The organism is Paraburkholderia hayleyella, assembly GCF_009455685.1.
Classification (GTDB): Bacteria; Pseudomonadota; Gammaproteobacteria; order Burkholderiales; family Burkholderiaceae; genus Paraburkholderia; species Paraburkholderia hayleyella.
In genome coordinates, this window is the sequence record NZ_QPES01000001.1 from 3,079,084 (window position 1) to 3,102,294 (window position 23,211).

Here is a 23,211-nt window from a genome sequence, read left to right on the forward strand (position 1 = left end):
CCGACGGGGTCGGCGCAACCAGCGGTACAACCGCGATGCAGGACAAGCCAGGACAAGCCCGGCCATGCTCACGCGGTAGTATCGGACGCGCGGACGGAGCGGCATCGAACGGAGCGCCATGGACGATCGAGTATGATTGCCCGATGGTGCGCAAATCCTATTTCGATCCCCAGCGAGTACGCGAAGAAATCGCGCTCGCCGCCGCCCGGATGATCGCCGAAGACGGTCTCGATTACGCCACAGCCAAACGCAAAGCCGCGCGGCAGGTAACCGGGGCCGCGCGGCTGGCCGGCGAATGGCTTCCCGACAACGACCAGATCGAAGCAGAAATCCGCGAATATCAGGCGCTGTTCCAGAGCGATAGCCAACCTGCGCGGCTACGCTGGCTGCGCAAGATCGCGCTCGACTGGATGCAACGTCTGGCCCCATTCAATCCTTATCTGACAGGCGCGGTGCTAAGCGGCACCGCGAGCGAGCATTCCGACATCCATCTGCAGACGTTTTGCGACAACAGCAAGGAAGTCGCTCTTTATCTGCTTAATGCCAAGATCCTGTACGACGTGACGGAAACCCGTCATTTCGCGGGGCGCGGTTACGTCGAAACCTTGAGTTTTCTCTGGAGGCCAGCCGATGCGGCGCGCGACGCCGAACCGGCCGGCCTCCATCTCGCGCTGTACGCCACCGACGATTTGCGCGGCGCAGTCCGGGCTAGCGCTCATGGCCGCCAGGCGCGGGCCGATGCCCGTGTGGTGCAGGCCCTGCTCAACGAAGACACCCCGGCGCCGGCGCGCACGGCGCCCCACCCGCTCACCCAGTAACCACCGTAACGCTCACATGAAAACCAAACGGATTCTGGCTGCCATAGCCGTCGCCGCTCTCGCCATGCTCGCAGGCGGCTACGCCAGCCACGTCTTGCTCAATAACGACAACCCGCACCAGGCATCAACCACAGCCGCACAGCAAAGCGCCGCCGAGCAGCTCTGGGCCGCCACCGTGACCAGCCCCGACGGCGTCAGCCAGTCGCTCAGCCCGTTCAAAGGACATCCGGTGGTCGTCAATTTCTGGGCGTCGTGGTGCAGCCCCTGCGTCGAGGAAATGCCTGAACTCGTCGAGCTTCACCACGAATACGCGAAAAAAGGCATTCAGTTCATCGGTCTTGGCGTGGATTCCGCGCAAAACGTGAAAGCCTTCCTGCAAAAAGTCCGGGTCGATTACCCGGTATACGTGACCGGCTTTGGCGGCGCTGAACTGGCACGCGCATTTGGCAACGAAGCGGGCGGCCTGCCATTTACGGTGGTAATCGACGCCAACGGAACCATTCGTTCAACAAAACTGGGGCAAATTCAGCAAAAAGAGCTACGTCAGACACTCGATGCGCTATAGCCGCCCTGGTAGCACAATATTGTTTTTTGTCACAACATCAAGCCAAGTTAGGTTCGGAACGGTATAAATTGGACGCAACTTATTCAATATTGCTAGAAGTTTGTGCGCCCGATGCGGCGGGCCGAGCTCCACGGAGCCCGCTGTAAAACTAGACAAATTTCTCTAAACAGCGCTAAAGTGCGCCCAATTCCACGGAAACAGAAGCAACCATGACGCGTTTGCTGGTACTGCACGGACCCAATCTCAATCTTCTCGGCACCCGGGAACCCGAGGTCTATGGTCATGTGACGCTAGCGCAAATCGACCAAGCCCTGTCAGACCGCGCACACGATGCCGGGGCCGATCTCGCCACGTTCCAGAGCAACCATGAAGGCGCGTTAGTCGATCGCATTCAGGCCGCCCGCCACGACACCACCCGTTTCATCCTGATTAACCCCGCCGCTTACACGCACACCAGCGTAGCCCTCCGGGATGCGCTCGCGGGCGTCGGCATTCCATTTGTCGAAGTCCATTTGTCGAACGTTCATCGTCGTGAACCGTTTCGCCATCACTCGTATTTATCCGACCAGGCCGAAGGCGTGATTTGCGGCCTTGGCTGGAAGGGTTATCTGTACGCGCTGGAATTCGCGCTCGACCAGCTCAGGGCCGATGGCGGCGCCTCGGTCAGCTAGCCTGCCCAGCTCAGGTAGCTAAGCCGGTTACACGTCACTCGTTTATCTGGTGCTGGCGCGAAACCTCGTCAGCACACCACGCATTGAAAGAAGGGGATGTTCTATGGATCTACGCAAGCTCAAAACCCTGATCGACCTCGTTTCCGAATCCGGCATTTCAGAACTTGAAGTGACTGAAGGCGAAGGCAAGGTTCGTATCGTCAAGAATGCACCGCCTGTTTATGTGCAGCCATCCACCTCCTACGCACCGCAAATGTCCGCGCCCATGCCCACTGCTAGCGGCATGGGCGATGCCAGTGCCAATGCCGCACCGGCGCCAGCAACACCGGCCGAAGCCGTGCCGCAAGGGCATGTCGTGACTTCGCCGATGGTCGGCACGTTCTATCGCGCGCCTTCGCCAGGCGCAGACCCGTTTGTCCAGATAGGCGATACGGTCAAGGAAGGCCAGACCATCTGCATCATCGAAGCCATGAAGCTGCTGAACGAAATCGAGTCGGACCAGTCCGGTGTCGTCAAGGAGATCCTCGTCGAAAACGGCCAGGCGGTTGAATATGGCCAGCCGCTGTTTGTCGTCGGCTAGTACGTCGCATCCGCCTGACGCATGGGGCATGTGTCTCTCCGCGTGCCGCTTCATTTCAAGAGGCGCGCAACCGATCCTCTGAGGCAGTTCCGGCTTGAATATCCGCTGCTGGCTGCCCATTGATGAGTCGAAAATTCGTTATGTTTGAAAAAATCCTCATTGCCAATCGCGGTGAAATCGCGCTCCGCATTCAGCGCGCCTGCCGTGAGCTGGGCGTCAAGACCGTTGTCGTTTACTCCGAAGCGGACAAGGAAGCCAAATACGTGCGGCTGGCCGACGAAGCGGTCTGTATCGGCCCCGCGCCGTCGAACCTGAGCTATCTGAATATGCCTGCGCTCATCAGCGCAGCCGAAGTCACCGACGCCGAAGCGATTCACCCAGGCTATGGCTTTTTGTCGGAAAACGCCGATTTCGCTGAGCGCGTCGAACAATCGGGCTTCGTCTTCATCGGCCCGCGCCCCGAGACGATTCGCCTGATGGGTGACAAGGTCTCGGCCAAGCAGACCATGATCAAAACCGGTGTGCCCTGCGTGCCAGGTTCGGAAGGCGCGCTGCCCGAAGATCCTAAAGAGATCGTGAAGATTGCTCGCTCCATCGGCTATCCGGTCATCATCAAGGCAGCGGGCGGCGGCGGCGGGCGTGGTATGCGCGTGGTGCATACCGAAGCCGCGCTCGTCAACGCCGTCAACATGACGCGCGAAGAAGCGGGCCGCGCCTTCGGCAATCCGCAGGTGTACATGGAGAAATTCCTGGAAAACCCGCGGCACATCGAAATCCAGGTGCTGGCCGATTCGTTCAAGAACGCGGTCTGGCTTGGCGAGCGCGATTGCTCGATGCAACGCCGTCACCAGAAAGTGATCGAGGAAGCACCGGCGCCGGGCATCGCGCGCCGCCTGATCGACCGCATTGGCGACCGCTGCGCCGACGCCTGCAAAAAAATGGGCTATCTGGGCGCGGGGACATTCGAGTTTCTCTACGAGAACAACGAGTTCTATTTCATCGAAATGAACACGCGCGTTCAGGTTGAACACCCGGTGACAGAACTCATCACGGGCATTGATATCGTGCAGGAACAGATCCGCATCGCGGCTGGCGAAAAGCTCGCCTTCCGCCAGCGCGACATCGTGTTCAAAGGCCACGCCATCGAATGCCGCATCAATGCTGAAGATCCGTTCAAATTCATCCCCTCTCCAGGCCGCCTGACGTCATGGCATATGCCTGGCGGCCCTGGTATCCGGGTCGATTCGCACGCGTATAACGGGTATTTCGTTCCGCCTAATTACGACTCGATGATTGGCAAGCTGATCGCCTATGGCGCCACCCGCGAGCAGGCCATCAAGCGCATGCGCATCGCGCTCTCGGAAATGGTTGTGGAAGGCATTCTGACCAATATTCCGCTGCACCGCGAGCTCATGCTCGACGCCAACTTCGTCGAAGGCGGCACGAGCATCCATTATCTCGAAAACAGGCTCGCAGCCAAGCTGCAAGCCGCGCCAGAAGAGGCTTAAGCGATGAGTTACCGGGAACTGCTCGTCACGCTGGCGCGCGAACATGCGGAAGGCTTGTCCGACGCGCTACTCGATCTGGGCGCGCTGTCGGTTTCAGTCGAAGATGCCGATGCCGACACGCCCGATGAACAGCCGCTCTTCGGCGAGCCCGGCCTGGTTCCTGAACATGCCGCGTGGCAGCACTCGCGGGTCATCGCGCTGCTAGCCGAGGAACATGATCCGGCCGTGCTGCTCACCGCTGCGGCCAATACGCTGGGGCTCGATCCGGCTCCGCCCTTCACCTTGCGCGACGTGGAAGAACAGGACTGGGTGCGTCTGACGCAATCACAGTTCGAGCCGATTCCGATCGGGCAACGCATCTGGGTAGTACCGTCCTGGCACGAGGCCCCCGCACCTGATGCGCTGGTGCTGGAACTCGATCCAGGCCTTGCCTTTGGCACAGGTAGCCACCCGACCACCCGGCTTTGCATGGAGTGGCTTGAACAGTCGGTCAAAGCGGGGCAATCGGTGCTCGATTACGGTTGTGGCTCGGGCATCCTCGCCATTCTGGCGAAAAAATGCGGCGCCCATCCCGTGACGGGCATTGATATTGATCCGCAAGCGGTTGCCTCGGCACGCAGCAATAGCGAACGCAACCATGCCGAGGTCACTTACGGCTTGCCGGACGACTGCCCCCCGGGCGAATTCGATATCGTCGTGGCGAACATCCTGTCGAACCCGCTTAAGCTCATGGCCTCCATGCTGGCATCGAAAGTCAGGCCCGGCGGGCGGATCGCGCTCTCAGGCATTCTCGCGCGGCAAGCCCAGGACGTCGCGCAGGTCTATAACCAATGGCTCGACATGGCCGTCTGGCGCGAACATGAAGGTTGGGTATGCCTAACCGGAACGCGACGCGAAAGCCTTTAGAATGCGGCATATCATTCAAACCTCTCCAGCCTGCGGGCTTTCGCGCTCAACATGATTCTGGCGACACGCTGCCCTTTCTGCGAAACCGTCTTCCGCCTTCAGCCCGCCCAACTCGCGGTGCGCCGCGGGCTGGTCCGCTGCGGACACTGTCAGGAAGCCTTCGATGCCTCGGGCAGCCTGTTCGAAATCACCGACATCAACGATCTCAGCACCGCCACACCCGTTGCAGCTGAAACCGTCGTCGAACTCACAGCCGGACTGGCTGATCCTGCTTCCGTAGCGCCTTCTGTACCGGATTTCAGCGAGAGCGGCTGGAACCCCTGGGCGCCACAAGCCCATGCGGAAATCCCTCCGGCGCTGCGCGGCGATCCATCCCTGATTCCACTCACACAGCCGCTGATCCCGGGCATTGCGATGCTGCCAGGCGATACATCGCTTCAGACGCTGTCAGATTCCGATTACACGACCAGCCAGCACGTAGTCTCAGCAGAGCCGCCGCCCCCTCCGGTTGAAGCCGCCGCTCCCTCCGCTCCGGAACCCGGTCCAGGTTTGGCCGAAACAACGCATGAAACCAGCACTGGGCCTCTGGCAGAACCACCGTCCCATCCGGTTGAAGCCGCCGCTCCCTCCGCTCCGGAACCCGGTTCAGATTTGACCGAAACAACGCATGAAACCAGCACTGGGCCTCTGGCAGAACCACCGCCAGTCAGCGTTGCGGTACCTGTTCCTGACGAAGCACAGAGCAGGCAGCCCTCAACAAGCGCCAAGCCTGAAAAACCAGCAGAGTCTAAAAAGACCGAAGAGCCTAAAGAGCTTAAAGAACCCAAAGAACCCGGAGAGCCCTACCTTGGCCAAAGCGTGGCCGAAGTCGCCCCCCTCTCGCCGCTCTCCTATGCCGAAGAACACTTTACCGTCACGCGTGAACCCCGCAAACGGGCGCCACACCACATGGGCTGGAGAATCATCGGCATACTGCTCACGCTGGTACTACTCGCCACCCTGCTACTGCAACTGACGTGGTGGCAGCGTGAAGCCGTGATGTCTTACTGGCCGCCAGCACAAAAGCTGTTTGCCCAAGCCTGTGCGCAACTCGGCTGTACCGTTAGCCCACCGCGCGATATCGACGGCCTGCTCATCGAGCCCTCCGATTTGCGCCAGATCGACGGTCCGCACCGGCTTGAGTTGCGCATGCCGCTGCGCAACCGCAGCGATCTCACCCTGGCCTATCCCGCCGTTGAACTCACCTTGCTGGACGAACACAACAACGTCGCGCTGCGCCGCATACTCTGGCCACAAGACTATGTGAGCCCCGGCACGCCGGTCGCAGCAGGCTTGTCGCCCCATGTCACTCAAACGATGATCGTGCATCTCGATACGGGCAACGCGATCGCCGCCAATTTCCGCGTACAGATTTTTTATCCGTAACGCGCCCTTGCACGCCGGCCCCAGGCAGGCGCGCTTTCCGTCAGGAGCACAACATGAGTCAAGTTACGCTGGGTGGTAGCCCAATCGAAATCGCAGGCAGCTTCCCGTCAAACGGCCAGAACGCGCCTGCCTTTTCGCTGGTCGGCCAGGATCTGAAGCCGCTTTCGCTCTCTGATTTCGCGGGCAAGCGCAAGGTGCTCAACATCGTTCCAAGCCTGGACACCCCGACTTGTGCCACCTCGACGCGCAAGTTCAACGAGGCCGCCAGCAAGCTGACGAATACCATCGTCATCGTGATTTCAGGCGATCTGCCTTTTGCCGCTTCACGGTTTTGCACGACTGAAGGCCTGAAAAACGTGGTCACAGCCTCAACCTTCCGTGGCCGCGACTTCGCCCAGGCCTACGGCGTAGAGGTCACCAGCGGTCCGCTAGCAGGCCTCACGGCACGCGCCGTAGTGGTCATCGACGAAAACGACAAGGTGATACACGCGGAACTCGTCAGCGAGATCAAAAACGAGCCGAATTACGACGCCGCGCTCAACGCACTGAAATAAGCCCGGTCCGTCGTCCGCTGGCCCGCGGGTCCACTGCCTATATTGCCTTGCCCATTAGCCACCCGACGTGACAAACCAGCACGACCGCCTGCCAGACTCCCCGTCTGGAGGCGTCAGTACCCGCCTTTCATACTTACAGGAACCCTTGCCTTGGCTACGCTCATTTGCGGCTCGCTCGCCTACGACAACATCATGACTTTCGAAGGCCGTTTTCGGGAGCATATTCTGCCGGAACAGGTCCATATCCTGAACGTGAGTTTTCTCGTACCGACGATGCGCCGCGAATTCGGTGGATGCGCAGGCAATATCGGTTACGCACTCCATCTGCTGGGTGGCGATGCCCGCATCATGGCGACGCTCGGCGCAGTGGATGCCGCCCGTTACCTTGAGCGGCTCGACGACCTTGGTCTCGCGCAAACGTACGTTCGCGTGCTGCCTGAAACATATTCGGCACAAGCGATGATTACCACCGATCTCGAAAATAACCAGATCACCGCATTCCACCCTGGCGCAATGATGCAATCGCATCTGAACCGGGCCGATGAAGCAGAGGGCATCACACTGGGTATCGTCGCGCCTGACGGTTATGACGGCATGGTCCAGCACTCCGAGCAATTCGCGGCTGCAGGCGTGCCCTTCATCTTCGATCCAGGCCAGGGGCTGCCGCTCTTCGACGGTGCAACGCTGCGCCGCATGATTGAACTTGCCACTTACGTCGCGGTCAACGATTACGAAGCCAAACTGGTCAGCAACAAAACCGGCTGGTCGATCGAAGAAATCGCCAGCAAAGTCGATGCGCTGATCATCACACTCGGTGAGCATGGCGCTCAAATTCATCATGCGGGCGGCATCGAAGACATTCCGCCGGTGACAGCCCAGCAGGTGCTTGATCCAACCGGTTGCGGCGATGCTTTTCGTGGCGGCCTGTTGTACGGAATCGAGAACAAGCTCGGCTGGGCGACTACCGGACGTCTCGCCAGCCTGATGGGCGCACTGAAAATCGAGCATCAGGGGCCGCAAAACTACGCGCCTTCGCGCACCGGGATCAACGAACGGTTCAGGCAGGCCTTCGGTTACGACCTGCCGTCATCCGATGCAGCTTGAAAACGCTTATCTGGAGTACATGAAATGAAAATATCAACTCGCCTCATCGCAGCCGTCCTGATTGGCGGCTCACTCGTCATGTCGGGATGTGCCACGAACAGCAGCTCTGCCGATGTCTATACGGCATCGCAAGCCATGCGTGAAGAAACCGTCCGGATGGGCACCGTCGAGAGCGTGCGCGGCGTGAAAATCAGTTCGAACAATGGCCAGTCCAGTGGGCTGGGAGTGCTGGGCGGCGGCGCACTGGGCGCAGTCGCAGGCAGCGCCATCGGCGGTGGGCGGGGCTCAATTGTGACGGGGATCGTCGGTGGGCTCGCGGGCGCGGTCGCAGGCAATGCCCTTGAGAACAGCATGGCCACGCGCAATGGGCTGGAAATCACCGTGCGTCTGGATAACGGCGATATTCGCGCCATCACGCAAACCGCAACAGGCGAAGTGTTCCGCGCCGGCGAGCGTGTCCGCCTGCTCTCCAGCGGTGGCGTGACTCGCGTGACGCACTAGTCAACCGCTCTCGCCCGTTACCGTTAGCCGCTCACTCGCCAGCCGGGCATCGTGCAGGCAACAAGGCGCATGCATCATCTGATGCATGCGCTTTTTTCTTGTGCGATGGCGCAGCCTGGCTAGCGCCGGCATGCTTCGCCCGCCCCCCAGGAATTCGCCATGAAGCCATCCAGCCACGCCGTCACCGATGACCCCCAGCCTCCGGCAAACGCGGATGTTGCGCCCAGTGGATCAACGACCAACGCCAGCGATGCCGGGATGATCTCAGCACGGCTCGACCGGCTACCTCCGACGCGGAGCATCTGGAACCTGGTGATTCTGCTGAGCCTGGGGTTTTTCTTCGAGCTGTACGACCTGCTTTATACCGGCTACATCGCGCCCGGCATCGTAAAGAGCGGTCTGTTGACATCCACCACGTCCGGCCTCTTTGGAACGACGGGTATCGCCAGCTTTATCGCCGCGTTGTTTGCGGGGCTCTTCATTGGCACGATGGCGTGTGGCTTTCTCGCCGACAGGTTCGGACGGCGCACCGTCTTTACCTGGTCACTGCTCTGGTATGTCGCAGCCAATGTCGTGATGGCCTTCCAGCACACGGCTAACGGCCTTAACTTCTGGCGTTTCATTGCCGGCATTGGCATTGGCGTCGAACTCGTGACGATCGGCACTTATATCTCCGAACTAGTGCCCAGGCAAATTCGCGGCCGCGCCTTCGCCTGCGAGCAAGCCGTGGGCTTTATGGCCGTGCCCGTGGTGGCCTTTCTGTCTTATTTGCTGGTGCCACGCACGCTCCTTGGCCTCGACGGCTGGCGCTGGGTGGTCTTGCTAGGGGCGCACGGTGCGCTCTTTGTCTGGTGGATCCGGCGTGCCTTGCCGGAAAGCCCGCGCTGGCTCGCGCAACAAGGGCGCCTCGCGGAAGCCGAGCATGTCATGAGCCAGCTTGAAGCCAAGGTAAGCCGCGAATACAAACGCCAATGCGGACGCGAGCTGCCACCGCCGGCCCCACCCACCCCCGTCGCACCGCGCGGCAGCTTCCGCGATATGTGGGTACCGCCCTACCGGGGCCGCACGGTGATGATGACAATCTTCAATATCTTCCAGACAGTCGGCTTCTACGGCTTTGCCAACTGGGTGCCAACGCTGCTCGTCAAACAAGGCATTACGATCACCACGAGCCTGATGTACTCAAGCGTGATCGCGCTTGCCGCACCGCTCGGTCCGATACTGGGGCTTTTTATCGGCGACCGCTTCGAGCGTAAAACACTCATCGTGATGATGGCAGCCGTGAATATCGTCTGCGGGCTCTGGTTCAGCCAGGTCGCCAGCGCGGTGATGCTGGTGAGCCTGGGCGTATGTCTCACGCTGGCAAGCAACATCATGTCGTACAGCTTCCACGCGTATCAGGCTGAACTCTTTCCAACTCGTATTCGTGCCCGGGCGGTGGGCTTCGTTTATTCATGGAGCCGGTTTTCAGCGATTTTCACGGCGTTTCTGATCGCTTCGGTACTGAAGCACTTCGGCACTTCCGGTGTTTTCGTGTTCATCGCCGGGGCGATGGTGATCGTGATGCTGGCGATTGGCTTGATGGGACCGCGCACGAAGGGCCTTGAGCTGGAAAAGATATCGCCCTAGATGCGGGTAGCCAGGCGGGATTCATCCGCGCCAAACCTGCGTAAAAAAAATCCCGCCGCAGGCCAAGCCCGTGGCGGGAGGGTGACTGAGCCGATTGGCCCGGTCGGGGCGGCTGTCCAGGACTTGCCGCCCAAGCCATGCGTCAACGCTTACGGCCTGCTGCCCGTCGGAAACGGCCATGCAGCAGCCGGATTCAACGTCGTCTTTACCGTCGATGCAGACACGCCCGAGGTAGCAGGCGCTGCAACTGCAGGCGCGGCTTTCTTTGCTACGGCCTTCTTTGCAGGTGCTGCAGCCTTTTTCGCCGGTGCGGCTTTCTTTGCCGGAGCAGCCTTCTTTGCCGGAGCCGCTGCTTTCTTCGCTGGAGCGACAGCCTTCTTCGCTACAGCCTTCTTCGCTGGCGCAGCTTTTTTGGCAACGGCTTTTTTGGCAGCGACTTTCTTGGCAGGCGCTTTTTTAGCAGCGACTTTCTTGGCTGGCGCAGCTTTTTTGGCAGCGACCTTTTTCACCGCGACTTTTTTCGCTGCAACTTTTTTCACCGCAGCCTTCTTCGCCGGAGCCGCTTTTTTGGCTGCGACTTTCTTCACGGCGACCTTCTTCACGGCGACTTTCTTTGCAGCAACCTTTTTCACCACGGCTTTCTTCGCCGGAGCCGCTTTTTTAACTGCGACCTTCTTCACGGCGACTTTCTTCGCCGCTACTTTCTTCGCAGGTACCGCTTTTTTGGCAGCGACTTTTTTCACCGCGACTTTCTTTGCTGCAACCTTCTTCACGGCGACGTTCTTCGCCGCGACTTTCTTCGCTGGCGCAGCCTTCTTTACAGCAACCTTTTTTACTGCTGCCTTTTTGGCGGCAGGTTTTTTCTTGGCAAGTGCCATCATTTGCTCCTTCAGGTTTCAGATGAGAGTCAGTTCAACTACACCCTTCGTCAAAACCCGCTTCTCGCAGACGCCTTCTCAAGGCGCGTACTACGAAGCGGGCTATTCATCGGCGCACGCAGATACAGCGCGCTTACGCTAATGAATACGGCAAGGCGCACCGTGCAACCAGGCACCGCGCGCCAAATCCAGCCAGCGCTGCATTGCAGCGCCGACAATCGCTTGATCAAGCCGTCATATCTATCGCGGCTTTTCCAGGGGAAGCTGGCCCATTCGGCTAAGGGCTCGCAAATGCCTGTCAGGTGGGCGGGCCATCACGGCACCGGGCACGCTTTACATCAGGCGGTCCTGTTTCTCATCTGTATGCCGGTACACACCGGCATCCCTTTCGGTAACATCAACGGGCACCCCGTCCAGGCTATTCCCAGCTCAGGGCACCACCGGTCTGATATTCAATGACGCGCGTTTCGAAGAAGTTGCGCTCCTTCTTCAGGTCAATCATTTCGCTCATCCACGGAAACGGGTTTTCTTCGTTGGGAAACAGGGGATCGAGGCCGATCTGCTGACAACGGCGATTGCAAATGAAGCGCAAGTAGCTTTTGAACATCGACGCGTTCAGGCCGAGCACCCCGCGCGGCATCGTATCTTCGGCGTAGCGATATTCGAGATCCACTGCGTGTTTGAATATTTCACGAATTTCCGCACGGAACTCAGCCGTCCAGAGATGCGGATTTTCCAATTTGATCTGGTTGATCAGGTCGATGCCGAAATTGCAGTGCATCGATTCGTCACGCAAGATGTACTGGTACTGCTCAGCCGCACCGGTCATCTTGTTCTGGCGGCCCAGCGCCAGGATTTGTGTAAAACCGACGTAGAAGAACAAGCCTTCCATCACACAGGCGAAGACGATCAGCGATTTAAGCAGCTTCTGGTCTGCATCAAGCGTGCCAGTCTTGAAAGAGGGATCGGTCAGCGTATGGATGAACGGAATCAGGAATTCGTCTTTCGCGCGGATTGAGTCAACTTCATGGTAGGCGTTGAAAATCTCGCCTTCATCCAGCCCCAGCGATTCGACAATATATTGATACGCGTGCGTGTGAATAGCTTCTTCGAATGCCTGACGCAGCAGGAACTGGCGGCACTCGGGCGCGGTGATGTGGCGGTAAGTGCCCAGCACAATGTTGTTCGCCGCCAGCGAATCAGCCGTCACGAAGAAACCCAGGTTGCGCTTGACGACGCGGCGCTCATCTTCGGTCAGACCGTTCGGGTCTTTCCAGAGCGCGATGTCGCGGGACATATTGATTTCCTGGGGCATCCAGTGATTGGCGCAGCCCGCCAGATATTTTTCCCACGCCCATTTGTATTTGAATGGCACCAGCTGATTGACGTCAGTCTGGCCATTGATGATGCGTTTGTCGGCGACGTTGACCCGTGCTTCACTAACCGCAGCCAGCGCATGTGGCGCAACAGCGATATCGTTCGAAAAAACGTCCTGAGCCGAGGGAGCCTGATGAGCGGGCCGCATTGCTTCAGCGCTGTGCAGCACATCGGCTGGCACTTTGGCTGAAGGTGTTGCCGCAGTAATCTCGTCATCCCAGTTGAGCATAAATTCCACCATCAATTTAGAACGGTTTGTACCATCTTTTCACGAGCGTTAAAAGTCTTCGCTAATGAAAGTTCCTGTTTTCGATTCGCGTTGCGACCTTCATACAACACTTTGTTCAATACATTGTGTATGCGCACTCGCAAGAACTACGAACTGCGCGTGTGACTGAAGGATGCTGTTACGCCAAAAGTGTGTAGCGACTGTGTGAGTTTTATACGCTAGCAATCTGTATTGCCAGGCTTGTCCGGATCATCCACGGCGTCCTTCGATGACTCCCTGACGTGCACGGCTCAGCAGGTATGTCGTGAAGGCCGGGGCCGCATTGCACGGCCACCGGACCTGGGCGAAGAGTCTGATGACTCCGGCAAACCCGCTTACTGACAAGCCTCGCATTCGTCGAAACCGGGATCGCCCGGACGCATCATGCACACCGGCCCCTCCGCTTCAGCCGCCGCCTGTATGCCACCCATGCCACCGCTTCCTGCCATGCCGCCGTGCGCACCAAAGCCACCCGCCGCACCGCCAGAACCTTCGTCGTTACCCGACGGCACGGCATTCAGCGCGCCATGTGCAACCGTCGATTTCTCCACATGGGTCGCCGCCATCGTGCGGAGATAGTAGGTTGTCTTCAGGCCACGCAACCATGCGAGCTTGTACACCTCATCGAGCTTTTTACCCGATGCGCCGCCCATATAAATATTGAGCGACTGCGCCTGATCGATCCACTTCTGCCGGCGCGAAGCCGCCTCGACCAGCCAGCGCGGATCGACTTCGAAAGCCGTCGCGTAAATGGCCCGCAGATCGGCAGGAATACGGTCGATCCGTGACAGCGTGCCATCGAAGTACTTCAGGTCGGCAACCATGACCTCATCCCACAGGCCACGCGCCTTCAGGTCGCGCACCAGGTAATCGTTCACCACGGTGAATTCGCCCGACAGGTTCGACTTCACGTACAGGTTCTGGAACGTCGGTTCGATACAGGCCGACACGCCGATGATGTTGGAAATAGTAGCCGTGGGGGCAATCGCCACACAGTTCGAGTTACGCATGCCGTGCATGGCAATCCGCGAGCGCAGCCCGCTCCAGTCCATCGATTCGCTCGAATCGACTTCGACGTAACCGCCCCGCGCATCGGCCAGCAGCTTCAGCGTGTCTTGCGGCAAGATGCCCCGATCCCACAGCGAGCCCCGGTAGCTCGAATAGCGGCCGCGCTCTTCGGCCAGCTCGGTCGAGGCGTAGTACGCGTAGTAGCACACCGCTTCCATCGAACGGTCGGCAAACTCAACGGCTTCTTGCGAGGCATAGGGCGTGCGCAGCAGATGCAGGCAGTCCTGGAAGCCCATGATGCCCATGCCCACCGGACGATGCTTCAGGTTCGAATTACGTGCCTTGGCCACGGCGTAGTAATTGATGTCGATCACGTTGTCGAGCATTCGCATCGCTACGCGGATGGTGCGCTTGAGCTTGTCGTGATCGAGCGCCAGCGTACCGTCGGCCTGGGTGGCCAGGTGAGCAACCAGATTGACCGAACCGAGGTTGCACACGGCGATTTCGGTGTCGCTGGTGTTCAGCGTAATTTCAGTGCAAAGATTGGACGAATGGACCACGCCAACATGCTGCTGCGGGCTGCGGATATTGCAAGGGTCTTTAAATGTGATCCATGGATGGCCGGTTTCGAACAGCATGCCTAGCATCTTGCGCCACAGTTGCGGCGCAGGAATTTTCTTGAACAGCTTGATTTCGCCGCGCGCGGCCTTGTCTTCGTAAGCGGTATAAGCGGCTTCGAAATCCGCGCCGAACTTGTCATGCAGGTCTGGGCAGGTAGACGGCGAAAACAGCGTCCAGTCACCGCCTTCCATCACGCGCTTCATGAAAAGGTCGGGAATCCAGTTCGACGTGTTCATGTCGTGCGTGCGGCGACGGTCATCCCCGGTGTTCTTGCGCAGCTCCAGAAACTCTTCGATATCAAGATGCCAGGTTTCCAGATACGCGCACACCGCGCCCTTGCGTTTGCCGCCCTGGTTGACCGCCACGGCCGTGTCGTTGACTACTTTCAGGAACGGCACCACGCCTTGTGACTTGCCGTTGGTGCCCTTGATATGTGAGCCGAGCGCACGAACCTGGGTCCAGTCGTTGCCTAAGCCGCCGGCGAATTTCGACAGCAAGGCGTTTTCTTTCAGGGCTTCGTAAATACCGTCGAGGTCATCGGCCACGGTGGTCAGATAGCACGACGACAGTTGCGAGCGGCGCGTGCCTGCATTGAACAGCGTCGGCGTCGAGCTCATGAAATCGAAGCTGGACAGGACGTTATAAAACTCGATTGCGCGTGCTTCGCGGTCGATCTCACTCAAGGCGAGGCCCATCGCCACACGCATGAAGAACGCCTGCGGCAACTCGATCCGGGCGCCATCGTGATGCAGGAAATAGCGGTCATACAGTGTTTGCAAGCCGAGGTAGCCGAACTGGAGGTCGCGGTTCGCGTCAAGCGCCGCGCCCAGACGCTTCAGATCGAACTGCATCAGCTTTTCGTCGAGCAACTCGGCCTGCACGCCGCGCTTGATGAACTGGGGAAAATATTCCGCGTAGCGCTCGCCCATTTCACCTTGGGTCACTTCTTCTTCGAGAATTTCGCGGCGGATGGTGTGCAACAGGATACGGGCCGTGGCCTGGCTGTAAGCCGGGTCTTTTTCGATCATCGTGCGCGCCGCGAGAATAGCCGAATCGTAAACCTGACTCATCGGCACGCCATCGTATAAATTTTTCACCGTCTCAGCGACGATCGGCTCAGCCGAAACTGCATCGCCCAGATTCGCACAAGCGGATTCGATGATGCCGCGCAGCGCGCCCAGATCGAGCGGCCGCGTCACGCCGCCATCCACGACATTGAGCCCCGGTGCTCCAGCAGTTGCCTCCGGCTCATGACCACGTGCCTGGCTGCGTTTTTCGCGGTACAGCACGTAAGCACGGGCGACGTTATGCTCGCCGCCGCGCATCAACGCGAGTTCAACCTGATCCTGAATATCTTCAATATGGAACGTGCCGCCATTCGGGCGGCTGCGCAGCAAGGCACGCACGACGCTTTGCGTCAACTGCTCAACCTGTTCGCGCACACGTGCCGATGCCGCGCCCTGACCGCCATTGACTGCGAGAAAGGCCTTGGTCACCGCGATAGCGATTTTCGACGGCTCGAACAGCACCACACCGCCATTGCGACGGATCACCTTGTAATCAGCGAACGTGACCTGGGAAGCCGAAGACTCGTCTGGCATCTGCACGCCAGTGGCATGGCCCATGGAGGCACCCTCGTAACGGGTCGTCGCGTTATCGGTTGTTTGCATGTGCAAAGCTCCTGATTTTTAAAATGTGCGGAAAAACGGCGAATTAAAACGGGCACCACGTCGCTGCGGACGCGGGCAAACAAGTACAGGAGGAAAACGGTGAGGCCCAATAGCTGGAAACGAGAACGCATGAACCGGCGGAGGAGTGCTTCATGCCTGCGCGACCCGTTGCCATGCTGTTTCCTTGATGCTGCGGGTATTGCCCCGCGGAGCTTGTGCGGGTTGCGCTGAAAAGATAGGCGGCGCTTTCATGCGCCGCCTGATCAACACAACATATAGTGAAAAACTGAACTGACGGCACCAAGTATAGTGGAACTCCGCACTATCTCAAATTATTTTATTTGCCCACCCTGGCTTGACTTTTATTCGCACGGGACGCCATAAGGCCAACGCAAAAACACGCGGCGAGCAACACTTTGATGCAGGTCGAAACGCTACCTTAGCGGGCGGCAAACGGCCCGGGAGCAGAAAGATAGGGGAAGTAGTGGTCTGCGAGTGCGGCATCGCGCTGAAGGCGAACCCATTCGAAATGCGGCCCCGGATCGGTTTTGCGGCCGGGCGCGATATCCGCATGGCCCGCGATCGCGCTGACCGGATAACGCACCATGAGTGCCTGAACGAGTTTTGCCAGCACCTGATACTGCGCTGGCTCGAAAGGCAATGTGTCGCTGCCTTCGAGTTCGATCCCCAGCGAAAAATCGTTACAGCGCTCGCGCCCGAAAAAACTCGACAAGCCGGCATGCCAGGCGCGCTGGTTGCACGAAACGAATTGCTCCAGCGCGCCGCTACGATGAATCACAAAATGCGCCGACACCCGAACACCCCGCAAGTGGGCGTCGTAATACGGATGGGCGGAGCAATCGAGGCGATTCTGGAAAAGCTCGGCGATCGCATCGCCGCCAAACGTATCCGGCGGCAGACTGATGTTGTGAATGACGATCAGTGTCGGCGCCACACCATCCGGGCGCTCGTCGGCATGAGGTGACGGCAGTCTGCGCGCCGCCGCGCTCCAGCCATCGGGCGCAACGTCGAAACCTGTGCTCATTGCGCCTCGTGGCTGGCGGGCCGCGCAGCGTAACGTTGCGCGTGATCGGAACAGCAAAATGTGTTCCCTGCCACGACAATCGAATCGCTCTTTGGCGCATGCACGCCGCACTCGACACAGCGAATCATGGGCTCGGCAAGGCGGGGGAACTCGCCGCCGCAGGCCTGGCACCGTCTGCCGGATGGGGCCGGGTACGCGACGAGGTACGCTCCTGGGAGCGCCGCAGCGCGCGAGATAACCAGTGCCCGGCGATAAACAGCACAATCAGCAGAAAAATTTGTCGCATGATGTGTTCAGATCACAGGATGGTGCATGAGCACCTCGAAAACGAAACGGCTGCCGACATACGCGAGCAAAAGCGCGACAAACGACGCCAGCACCCAGCGCAAGGCCGCACGGCCGCGCCAGCCCGACACCTTGCGCGCGGTCAGCAGTGCTCCGAACATCAGCCACGAGAGCAGTGCGAACACTGTCTTGTGATCCAGCACGAGCGCTCGTCCAGCCAGTTGTTCGTTAAACAGGATGCCCGAAAGCAGCGTCAGCGTGAGTAGCACGAAGCCCGCGCCAATCAGACGAAACAGCAGTTTTTCGAGTGTAAGCAAAGGCGGCAGCGTATCGAGCCAGCCCGAAAGCCAGCCATTGCCTGCTGCGCGGCCTTGTAGTTGTAGTGCACCACCGTGCATTGCGTGTAGCCGGCGTTCTACGAGCAGCATCAAAATAGCATGCAGCGCAGCAATGGCAAAAAGCCCGTAAGCAACATTGGCAATCAAAAAATGCAGCTTGAAAAGCGGCGCGGCCGAATAAGGCAGCACACGCACGCCACCGAATGCCAGCGGCAACAGCGATGCCACGCACGCAAGCGGCAAAAGCAGCAACTGCAAGCCATCGAGCGGAAAGAAAAAGCTCTCGATCCAGTAAATGCCAACGCCAAGCCAGAACATCGCCGACAACGCGAACGCGAAACCAAACACCATGGCGTTTTGCGGAAAGATGGTGACATGCAGCAGCACGCCATGCGTGAGCAGCGCTGCCAGCAGCATGATGCGCCCGGAGACGCCGAGGTCCGGCACGCTGCCGGAGCGGCTTGGGAGGGACGGCACATGGGCGGGCATCAGTTGCGCACCGTCCTGCCGGTGCGCGTACCAGCCCGATAGTGCAAGACCGCCATACAGAAGCGCCGTGAGGGCATACAGTACAATATCCATATCCGAAGTTTACACTAGGCCCTGCCCCGCGATGCCCCTGCTTCGCATACAGCACGGGCCGCATTGCCTGACTGCTCCCCATGCTCGATACTCTCACTCAACGGATGGCGCGCGTCGTCAAAACGCTGCGCGGCGAAGCCCGGCTTACCGAAGCCAACACACAGGAAATGCTGCGAGAAGTGCGGCTCGCCCTTCTCGACGCCGATGTCGCGCTGCCCGTGGTGCGCGAATTTGTCGCCAAGGTCAAAGAGAAAGCGCTAGGCGAAGAAGTCCTCAGCAGCCTGTCGCCAGGCCAGGCGCTAGTCGGCGTCGTACAGCGCGAACTGACTGCGATCATTGGCGGCGACTACGAAGGCCAGGCGGCCGAACTCAATCTGTCTGTCACGCCGCCCGCCATTATCCTGATGGCTGGGCTACAGGGCGCGGGCAAAACCACAACGGTTGGCAAGCTCGCCAAACTGCTCCGCGAAAAATATAAAAAGAAAGTCCTCACGGTGTCGTGTGACGTCTACCGGCCCGCCGCCATCGCCCAGTTGCAAACCGTCACCGCTCAAGTCGGCGCGGACTTCTTCCCATCCGAACCCGGACAAAAACCCGTCGATATCGCATGCGCCGCCCTGGACTGGGCGAAGCGTCACTATCACGATGTCTTGCTGGTCGATACCGCTGGCCGCCACGGCATTGACGAAGCGATGATGCAGGAAATTACCGCGCTGCATCACGCGCTCAATCCGGTCGAAACCCTGTTCGTCGTCGATGCCATGGCCGGCCAGGATGCGGTTAATACCGCCCGGGCCTTCAATGATGCATTGCCGCTTACGGGCGTGGTGCTCACCAAGCTCGATGGCGATTCACGTGGCGGTGCCGCGCTGTCGGTACGTCACGTGACAGGCAAGCCGATCAAGTTCGTCGGGGTCGCCGAAAAGCTCGACGGGCTCGAAATCTTCTATCCCGAGCGGATGGCAAACCGTATTCTCGGGATGGGCGACATCCTTGCACTGGTCGAAGAAGCTCAACGCGGCGTGGATGTCCAGGCGGCGCAAAAGCTTGCCGACAAGGTAAAAAAAGGCGGAGACTTCGATCTCAATGATTTCCGCGCACAACTGTCGCAGATGAAAAACATGGGCGGCCTGTCCACCCTGATGGACAAACTCCCCGCACAGTTTCAGCAGGCGGCCTCTGGGGCCGATATGGGGCAGGCAGAAAAACAGATGCGCCGCATGGAAGGCATCATCAATTCAATGACCCCCGCTGAACGCGCCAAACCCGAACTGATCAAGGCGACCCGCAAACGCCGCATTGCCAGGGGCGCGGGCGTGCAGGTGCAAGAGGTCAACCGCATGCTGAACCAGTATGACCAGATGCGCACCATGATGAAAAAACTCAAAGGCGGCAATATGCAAAAAATGATGCGCGGCATGAAAGGCATGCTGCCCGGCATGCGTTAATCTCGCTGCCGTTGGTACATCCGTACATCCGCCCCCATGACGAGCGCCCACAGGCGCTCCTCTTCATATCCGACCCACCCGACCCGTTACCACTCGCCAGACGTCATGAACCGAGAAGAAGCCCTGCAGATACTTAGCCAGTCCGAAGAAATCGTGTCGGCCCGCGACGTCAAATCCTCCATCGAAACCATGGCGGCCGCCATTCGCGCCGAGATGCACAACGACTTCCCACTGGTACTTTCCGTGATGGGCGGCGCTGCGGTATTCACCGGCATGTTGCTGCCGCACCTCGACTTCCCGCTCGAATTCGACTATATCCACCTGACCCGCTACCGCAATACCACTCAGGGCGGCCCCGACATGCAATGGCGCGTGGCGCCCGCCGAATCCGTTAAAGACCGGGTCGTACTCGTACTAGATGACATTCTTGACGAAGGCGAAACAATGGCCGCAATCCGGGACCGGATTCTCGCAATGGGCGCTAAACGTTTTATGAGCGCGGTACTGTGCGAAAAAAATATTCCGCAAGACAAGCCGCTGCGACCCGACTTTTGTGGCTTCGAGGTGCCCAACCGCTATGTATTCGGCTGCGGCATGGACGCGAAGGGATATTGGCGCAACCTGCCCGGCATTCGTGCGCTAACCAGCGTCTGAGCGGTAAAGCCTAACCGTTACCGTTTCAGAACGAATCCCGGATACACAAAAAGAAAAGCGGCCTTGGCCGCTTTTCTTTTACTAAAACGCTTAACTGCACCTTGAACTGTACCTATTCGACCCGGCGACGCATCTAGCCCGCCAGCCTTGCACGAATTTTTTCGACCACCTCTTGCGCGGCTCCATCAACCGGCAACAGCGTGGCCTCGCTCTCGCGCCGGCCCTGATATTCAACCCGGCCCTCCTTCAGCCCACGATCGCCAATCACCACACGGTGCGGCACGCCGATCAGCTCCCAATCCGCAAACATTACGCCTGGGCGCTCACCGCGATCATCGAGAATCACATCCACCCCTGCCGCCATGAGCGCTGCATACAACTTGTCGGTCTGTTCACGAACGGCATCGCTGCGGTCATACCCCATCGGACATAACACGACTTCAAATGGCGCAATGGCCTCGGGCCAGATAATGCCGCGCTCATCGAAATTCTGTTCGATCGCAGCGCCAAGAATACGTGTCACGCCAATGCCATAGCACCCCATCATCATGACCTGCGGTTTGCCAGATTCGTCGAGATAGGTTGCATTCATCGCCTCGGAATACTTGCTGCCAAGCTGAAACACGTGGCCCACTTCGATGCCGCGGCAAATATCAAGCACGCCTTTGCCATCCGGCGATGGATCGCCCTTTTTGACGTTACGCAGATCCGCGACGACAGGCTCCGGTAAATCACGCCCCCAGTTCACACCCGTCATGTGGAAATCCACTTCGTTGGCGCCAACAACGAAATCGCTCATGTTAGCCACCGTACGATCGGCGATCACATTGACCGGTTTTTTCGTCCCTAGCGGCCCGAGATAGCCCGGCGGCGTGCCAAACCATTCGATGATTTCGTTTTCAGTGGCAAAACGGAACGTGCCGAGGCCAGGCAGCTTGCTCACCTTGATTTCGTTCAGGTCGTGGTCACCGCGCAGCATCAAAAGCCAGAGAGTGGGTTCAGCCCCCTCGTTGTCAGTGGCCAGCACGATGGATTTGATCGTGCGCTCAAGCGGAATAGCCAGTAGTTCGGCCACGGCATCGCATTTTGCCTTACCCGGCGTGGCCGTTTTTTGCATGGCGGCCGTGGGCTCCGCGCGTTCCGCATACAGCGGCAAAGCCTCGGCGGCCTCCACGTTCGCGGCGAAATCTGACGTGGGGCAATACGCGATCGCATCTTCGCCCGTATCGGCAATCACATGGAACTCATGCGAGCCGCTACCGCCAATCGAGCCGTTATCCGCCGCCACCGGACGAAAATCGAGCCCCAAACGGGTAAAAATACGCACATAGGCGTCGTACATCTTCTGATATGACGCCTGCAAACCAGCCAGATCCTTATCGAATGAATACGCGTCTTTCATGATGAATTCACGGCCGCGCATCACGCCAAAACGCGGACGAATCTCATCGCGGAACTTCGTCTGAACCTGATAAAAATTAACCGGCATCTGGCGGTAACTCTTGATCTGGTTACGCGCGATATCCGTGACGACTTCCTCGTGCGTCGGCCCAATCACAAAATCATTTTGGCGGCGATCCTTGAAGCGCAGCAACTCCGGGCCATATTGTTCCCAGCGGCCGGACTCCTGCCATAACTCAGCGGGCTGCACGGCGGGCATCAGCAGCTCGATGGCCCCCGCCCGCGTCATTTCTTCGCGGACAATCGCTTCGACTTTACGAATCGAACGCAAACCCACCGGCAAATAATTGTAGATGCCGCCCGCAACGCGGCGAATCATGCCCGCGCGCACCATGAGTTTGTGACTGACGATTTCGGCGTCAGCAGGGGCTTCTTTTAGCGTGCCGATAAAAAACTGGGTGGCTTTCATTCAGAATTTTCCAAAAGCGGCGGCACAAGCTGTGCCGCGCAAAGATTCAAAAACAAGGTGGAATGCGAACCCGCTGTGACAGCGCCAGGCGGCATGCCGGAGCAAATCGTGCCATTCTGCGGCGAACCGCTGCGCCGGGTCCGTTATCTGTTTATAATCAAAGCAATTTTAAAGGATTCGAAGGTGGTTGTATGCTGGATCGTGAAGGCTTTCGCCCGAACGTCGGCATCATCCTCTTGAACGCACACAATGAAGTGTTTTGGGGCAAACGGCTCCGTGAACATTCCTGGCAGTTTCCGCAAGGGGGCATCAAGTATGGCGAGACCCCCGTCCAAGCGATGTATCGGGAGTTACACGAAGAAACCGGGCTGCGTCCTGAACACATCAAGGTGATCGGTCGCACACGCGACTGGTTGCGTTATGAGGTGCCGGACAAGTTCATCAAGCGCGAAGTACGCGGCCACTACCGTGGCCAGAAACAAATCTGGTTCCTGCTTCGAATGCTCGGGCGCGATTGCGATATTTGCTTGCGCGCGACAGATCACCCGGAATTCGATGCATGGCGCTGGAATGAATACTGGGTACCGCTAGATTGCGTGATTGAATTCAAGCGGGACGTTTATCAACTGGCGTTGACGGAGCTATCCCGTTTTTTGCGCCGGGCTTCGCCGCGCGCGGAAAAGTCTGGCAAAACTCCGCAGATGGCGCACCTGTCTCAAATAGAAGAAACCTCGGTCACCACTACTGACGTTTCTGCCGATGTCGAGACCTCGCTGCAGTCTGTGCTGATCAAATCAGACTGCAGCGCTCCAGTCGAAGACGCGGCGGCTGGCCTGCCCAGCCTGCGTGACTAGCGCACGTTCAGGCGGGCACGGTGCGTCGGGCACATCTGCCGGTGCGGCAAAC

General features: G+C 58.9%; 20 protein-coding genes and 2 pseudogenes. 14 read left to right on the forward strand and 8 right to left on the reverse strand.

Features of this window, described 5'->3' with window-relative positions; all coding sequences use genetic code 11:
• Positions 1-143: 143 nt before the first annotated feature.
• The 11 genes from GH657_RS13505 (at position 144) to GH657_RS13555 (ending at position 10,261) form a co-directional block, all read left to right on the forward strand.
• Positions 144-818, forward strand: coding sequence for a UDP-N-acetylmuramate--alanine ligase (locus tag GH657_RS13505; protein ID WP_153101757.1), 675 nt, complete (start codon positions 144-146; stop codon positions 816-818).
• A gap of 16 nt (positions 819-834) precedes the next feature.
• On the forward strand, positions 835-1,383 hold the full coding sequence (locus tag GH657_RS13510; protein WP_153101391.1) for a TlpA family protein disulfide reductase: 549 nt from the start codon (positions 835-837) through the stop codon (positions 1,381-1,383).
• Positions 1,384-1,592: 209 nt separating this feature from the next.
• Positions 1,593-2,054 carry a type II 3-dehydroquinate dehydratase gene (gene aroQ / locus GH657_RS13515; RefSeq protein ID WP_153101392.1) on the forward strand — a complete coding sequence of 154 codons (462 nt, stop codon included), beginning with the start codon at positions 1,593-1,595 and terminating at the stop codon, positions 2,052-2,054.
• A gap of 103 nt (positions 2,055-2,157) precedes the next feature.
• Entirely contained in the window at positions 2,158-2,634 is a 477-nt protein-coding gene (gene accB, locus GH657_RS13520; protein WP_153101393.1) for an acetyl-CoA carboxylase biotin carboxyl carrier protein, read from the forward strand.
• Positions 2,635-2,774: 140 nt separating this feature from the next.
• A complete protein-coding gene (gene accC, locus GH657_RS13525; protein ID WP_153101394.1) occupies positions 2,775-4,142 on the forward strand; it encodes an acetyl-CoA carboxylase biotin carboxylase subunit in 1,368 nt (455 codons plus the stop codon).
• A 3-nt stretch (positions 4,143-4,145) separates the two neighbouring features.
• Complete coding sequence (prmA, locus tag GH657_RS13530; RefSeq protein ID WP_153101395.1) at positions 4,146-5,048, forward strand: 50S ribosomal protein L11 methyltransferase; 903 nt, start codon at positions 4,146-4,148, stop codon at positions 5,046-5,048.
• Between the two features lie 51 nt (positions 5,049-5,099).
• The gene (locus GH657_RS13535) at positions 5,100-6,473 is read left to right on the forward strand and encodes a zinc-ribbon and DUF3426 domain-containing protein (protein WP_153101396.1); all 1,374 of its coding nucleotides are present in this window, start codon (positions 5,100-5,102) and stop codon (positions 6,471-6,473) included.
• A 53-nt stretch (positions 6,474-6,526) separates the two neighbouring features.
• Positions 6,527-7,027: a thiol peroxidase gene (gene tpx / locus GH657_RS13540; RefSeq protein ID WP_153101397.1), complete on the forward strand. Its 501-nt coding sequence runs from the start codon at positions 6,527-6,529 to the stop codon at positions 7,025-7,027.
• Positions 7,028-7,177: 150 nt separating this feature from the next.
• The gene (locus tag GH657_RS13545; RefSeq protein WP_153101398.1) at positions 7,178-8,131 is read left to right on the forward strand and encodes a carbohydrate kinase family protein; all 954 of its coding nucleotides are present in this window, start codon (positions 7,178-7,180) and stop codon (positions 8,129-8,131) included.
• Between the two features lie 24 nt (positions 8,132-8,155).
• The gene (locus GH657_RS13550) at positions 8,156-8,632 is read left to right on the forward strand and encodes an outer membrane lipoprotein (protein WP_153101399.1); all 477 of its coding nucleotides are present in this window, start codon (positions 8,156-8,158) and stop codon (positions 8,630-8,632) included.
• Between the two features lie 258 nt (positions 8,633-8,890).
• Positions 8,891-10,261 carry an MFS transporter gene (locus GH657_RS13555; RefSeq protein ID WP_246174164.1) on the forward strand — a complete coding sequence of 457 codons (1,371 nt, stop codon included), beginning with the start codon at positions 8,891-8,893 and terminating at the stop codon, positions 10,259-10,261.
• A 149-nt stretch (positions 10,262-10,410) separates the two neighbouring features.
• Here the strand turns inward: GH657_RS13555 and GH657_RS13560 are convergent, their stop codons facing one another.
• The 7 genes and pseudogenes from GH657_RS13560 to GH657_RS13585 all read right to left on the reverse strand — a co-directional run bounded on the left by GH657_RS13560 (position 10,411) and on the right by GH657_RS13585 (position 18,333).
• On the reverse strand, positions 10,411-11,139 hold the full coding sequence (locus GH657_RS13560; RefSeq protein ID WP_153101758.1) for a histone H1-like DNA-binding protein: 729 nt from the start codon (positions 11,137-11,139) through the stop codon (positions 10,411-10,413).
• Between the two features lie 34 nt (positions 11,140-11,173).
• A pseudogene (locus GH657_RS18475) lies at positions 11,174-11,454 on the reverse strand (hypothetical protein).
• Positions 11,455-11,557: 103 nt separating this feature from the next.
• Entirely contained in the window at positions 11,558-12,745 is a 1,188-nt protein-coding gene (locus tag GH657_RS13565; protein WP_153101401.1) for a ribonucleotide-diphosphate reductase subunit beta, read from the reverse strand.
• Positions 12,746-13,119: 374 nt separating this feature from the next.
• Entirely contained in the window at positions 13,120-16,083 is a 2,964-nt protein-coding gene (locus GH657_RS13570) for a ribonucleoside-diphosphate reductase subunit alpha (protein ID WP_153101402.1), read from the reverse strand.
• A gap of 439 nt (positions 16,084-16,522) precedes the next feature.
• The gene (gene ampD / locus GH657_RS13575) at positions 16,523-17,128 is read right to left on the reverse strand and encodes a 1,6-anhydro-N-acetylmuramyl-L-alanine amidase AmpD (RefSeq protein ID WP_153101403.1); all 606 of its coding nucleotides are present in this window, start codon (positions 17,126-17,128) and stop codon (positions 16,523-16,525) included.
• Positions 17,125-17,414, reverse strand: a pseudogene (locus tag GH657_RS13580) (PP0621 family protein). Before GH657_RS13580 ends, ampD begins: the two are co-directional and overlap by 4 nt.
• A gap of 7 nt (positions 17,415-17,421) precedes the next feature.
• Positions 17,422-18,333, reverse strand: coding sequence for a cytochrome C assembly family protein (locus GH657_RS13585; RefSeq protein ID WP_153101404.1), 912 nt, complete (start codon positions 18,331-18,333; stop codon positions 17,422-17,424).
• An 80-nt stretch (positions 18,334-18,413) separates the two neighbouring features.
• Between GH657_RS13585 and ffh the strand changes: the two genes are divergently transcribed.
• The gene (gene ffh, locus GH657_RS13590) at positions 18,414-19,781 is read left to right on the forward strand and encodes a signal recognition particle protein (protein ID WP_153101405.1); all 1,368 of its coding nucleotides are present in this window, start codon (positions 18,414-18,416) and stop codon (positions 19,779-19,781) included.
• Positions 19,782-19,886: 105 nt separating this feature from the next.
• Entirely contained in the window at positions 19,887-20,435 is a 549-nt protein-coding gene (locus tag GH657_RS13595; RefSeq protein WP_153101406.1) for a hypoxanthine-guanine phosphoribosyltransferase, read from the forward strand.
• A gap of 133 nt (positions 20,436-20,568) precedes the next feature.
• On the opposite strand, the gene GH657_RS13600 is transcribed toward GH657_RS13595, so the two are convergent.
• Positions 20,569-22,305, reverse strand: coding sequence for a proline--tRNA ligase (locus GH657_RS13600; protein ID WP_153101407.1), 1,737 nt, complete (start codon positions 22,303-22,305; stop codon positions 20,569-20,571).
• Positions 22,306-22,496: 191 nt separating this feature from the next.
• Between GH657_RS13600 and GH657_RS13610 the strand changes: the two genes are divergently transcribed.
• Positions 22,497-23,159: an RNA pyrophosphohydrolase gene (locus tag GH657_RS13610; RefSeq protein ID WP_153101409.1), complete on the forward strand. Its 663-nt coding sequence runs from the start codon at positions 22,497-22,499 to the stop codon at positions 23,157-23,159.
• Positions 23,160-23,211: the final 52 nt, after the last annotated feature.

What these genes read in the sequence shown, in the direction of transcription:
- GH657_RS13505 (WP_153101757.1), top strand. Translation starts at nt 144, where the DNA reads ATGGTGCGCAAATCCTATTTCGATCCCCAGCGAGTACGCGAAGAAATC.
- GH657_RS13510 (WP_153101391.1), top strand. Translation starts at nt 835, where the DNA reads ATGAAAACCAAACGGATTCTGGCTGCCATAGCCGTCGCCGCTCTCGCC.
- aroQ (WP_153101392.1), top strand. Translation starts at nt 1,593, where the DNA reads ATGACGCGTTTGCTGGTACTGCACGGACCCAATCTCAATCTTCTCGGC.
- accB (WP_153101393.1), top strand. Translation starts at nt 2,158, where the DNA reads ATGGATCTACGCAAGCTCAAAACCCTGATCGACCTCGTTTCCGAATCC.
- accC (WP_153101394.1), top strand. Translation starts at nt 2,775, where the DNA reads ATGTTTGAAAAAATCCTCATTGCCAATCGCGGTGAAATCGCGCTCCGC.
- prmA (WP_153101395.1), top strand. Translation starts at nt 4,146, where the DNA reads ATGAGTTACCGGGAACTGCTCGTCACGCTGGCGCGCGAACATGCGGAA.
- GH657_RS13535 (WP_153101396.1), top strand. Translation starts at nt 5,100, where the DNA reads ATGATTCTGGCGACACGCTGCCCTTTCTGCGAAACCGTCTTCCGCCTT.
- tpx (WP_153101397.1), top strand. Translation starts at nt 6,527, where the DNA reads ATGAGTCAAGTTACGCTGGGTGGTAGCCCAATCGAAATCGCAGGCAGC.
- GH657_RS13550 (WP_153101399.1), top strand. Translation starts at nt 8,156, where the DNA reads ATGAAAATATCAACTCGCCTCATCGCAGCCGTCCTGATTGGCGGCTCA.
- GH657_RS13555 (WP_246174164.1), top strand. Translation starts at nt 8,891, where the DNA reads ATGATCTCAGCACGGCTCGACCGGCTACCTCCGACGCGGAGCATCTGG.
- GH657_RS13560 (WP_153101758.1), bottom strand. Translation starts at nt 11,139, where the DNA reads ATGGCACTTGCCAAGAAAAAACCTGCCGCCAAAAAGGCAGCAGTAAAA.
- GH657_RS13565 (WP_153101401.1), bottom strand. Translation starts at nt 12,745, where the DNA reads ATGCTCAACTGGGATGACGAGATTACTGCGGCAACACCTTCAGCCAAA.
- GH657_RS13570 (WP_153101402.1), bottom strand. Translation starts at nt 16,083, where the DNA reads ATGCAAACAACCGATAACGCGACGACCCGTTACGAGGGTGCCTCCATG.
- ampD (WP_153101403.1), bottom strand. Translation starts at nt 17,128, where the DNA reads ATGAGCACAGGTTTCGACGTTGCGCCCGATGGCTGGAGCGCGGCGGCG.
- GH657_RS13585 (WP_153101404.1), bottom strand. Translation starts at nt 18,333, where the DNA reads ATGGATATTGTACTGTATGCCCTCACGGCGCTTCTGTATGGCGGTCTT.
- ffh (WP_153101405.1), top strand. Translation starts at nt 18,414, where the DNA reads ATGCTCGATACTCTCACTCAACGGATGGCGCGCGTCGTCAAAACGCTG.
- GH657_RS13595 (WP_153101406.1), top strand. Translation starts at nt 19,887, where the DNA reads ATGAACCGAGAAGAAGCCCTGCAGATACTTAGCCAGTCCGAAGAAATC.
- GH657_RS13600 (WP_153101407.1), bottom strand. Translation starts at nt 22,305, where the DNA reads ATGAAAGCCACCCAGTTTTTTATCGGCACGCTAAAAGAAGCCCCTGCT.
- GH657_RS13610 (WP_153101409.1), top strand. Translation starts at nt 22,497, where the DNA reads ATGCTGGATCGTGAAGGCTTTCGCCCGAACGTCGGCATCATCCTCTTG.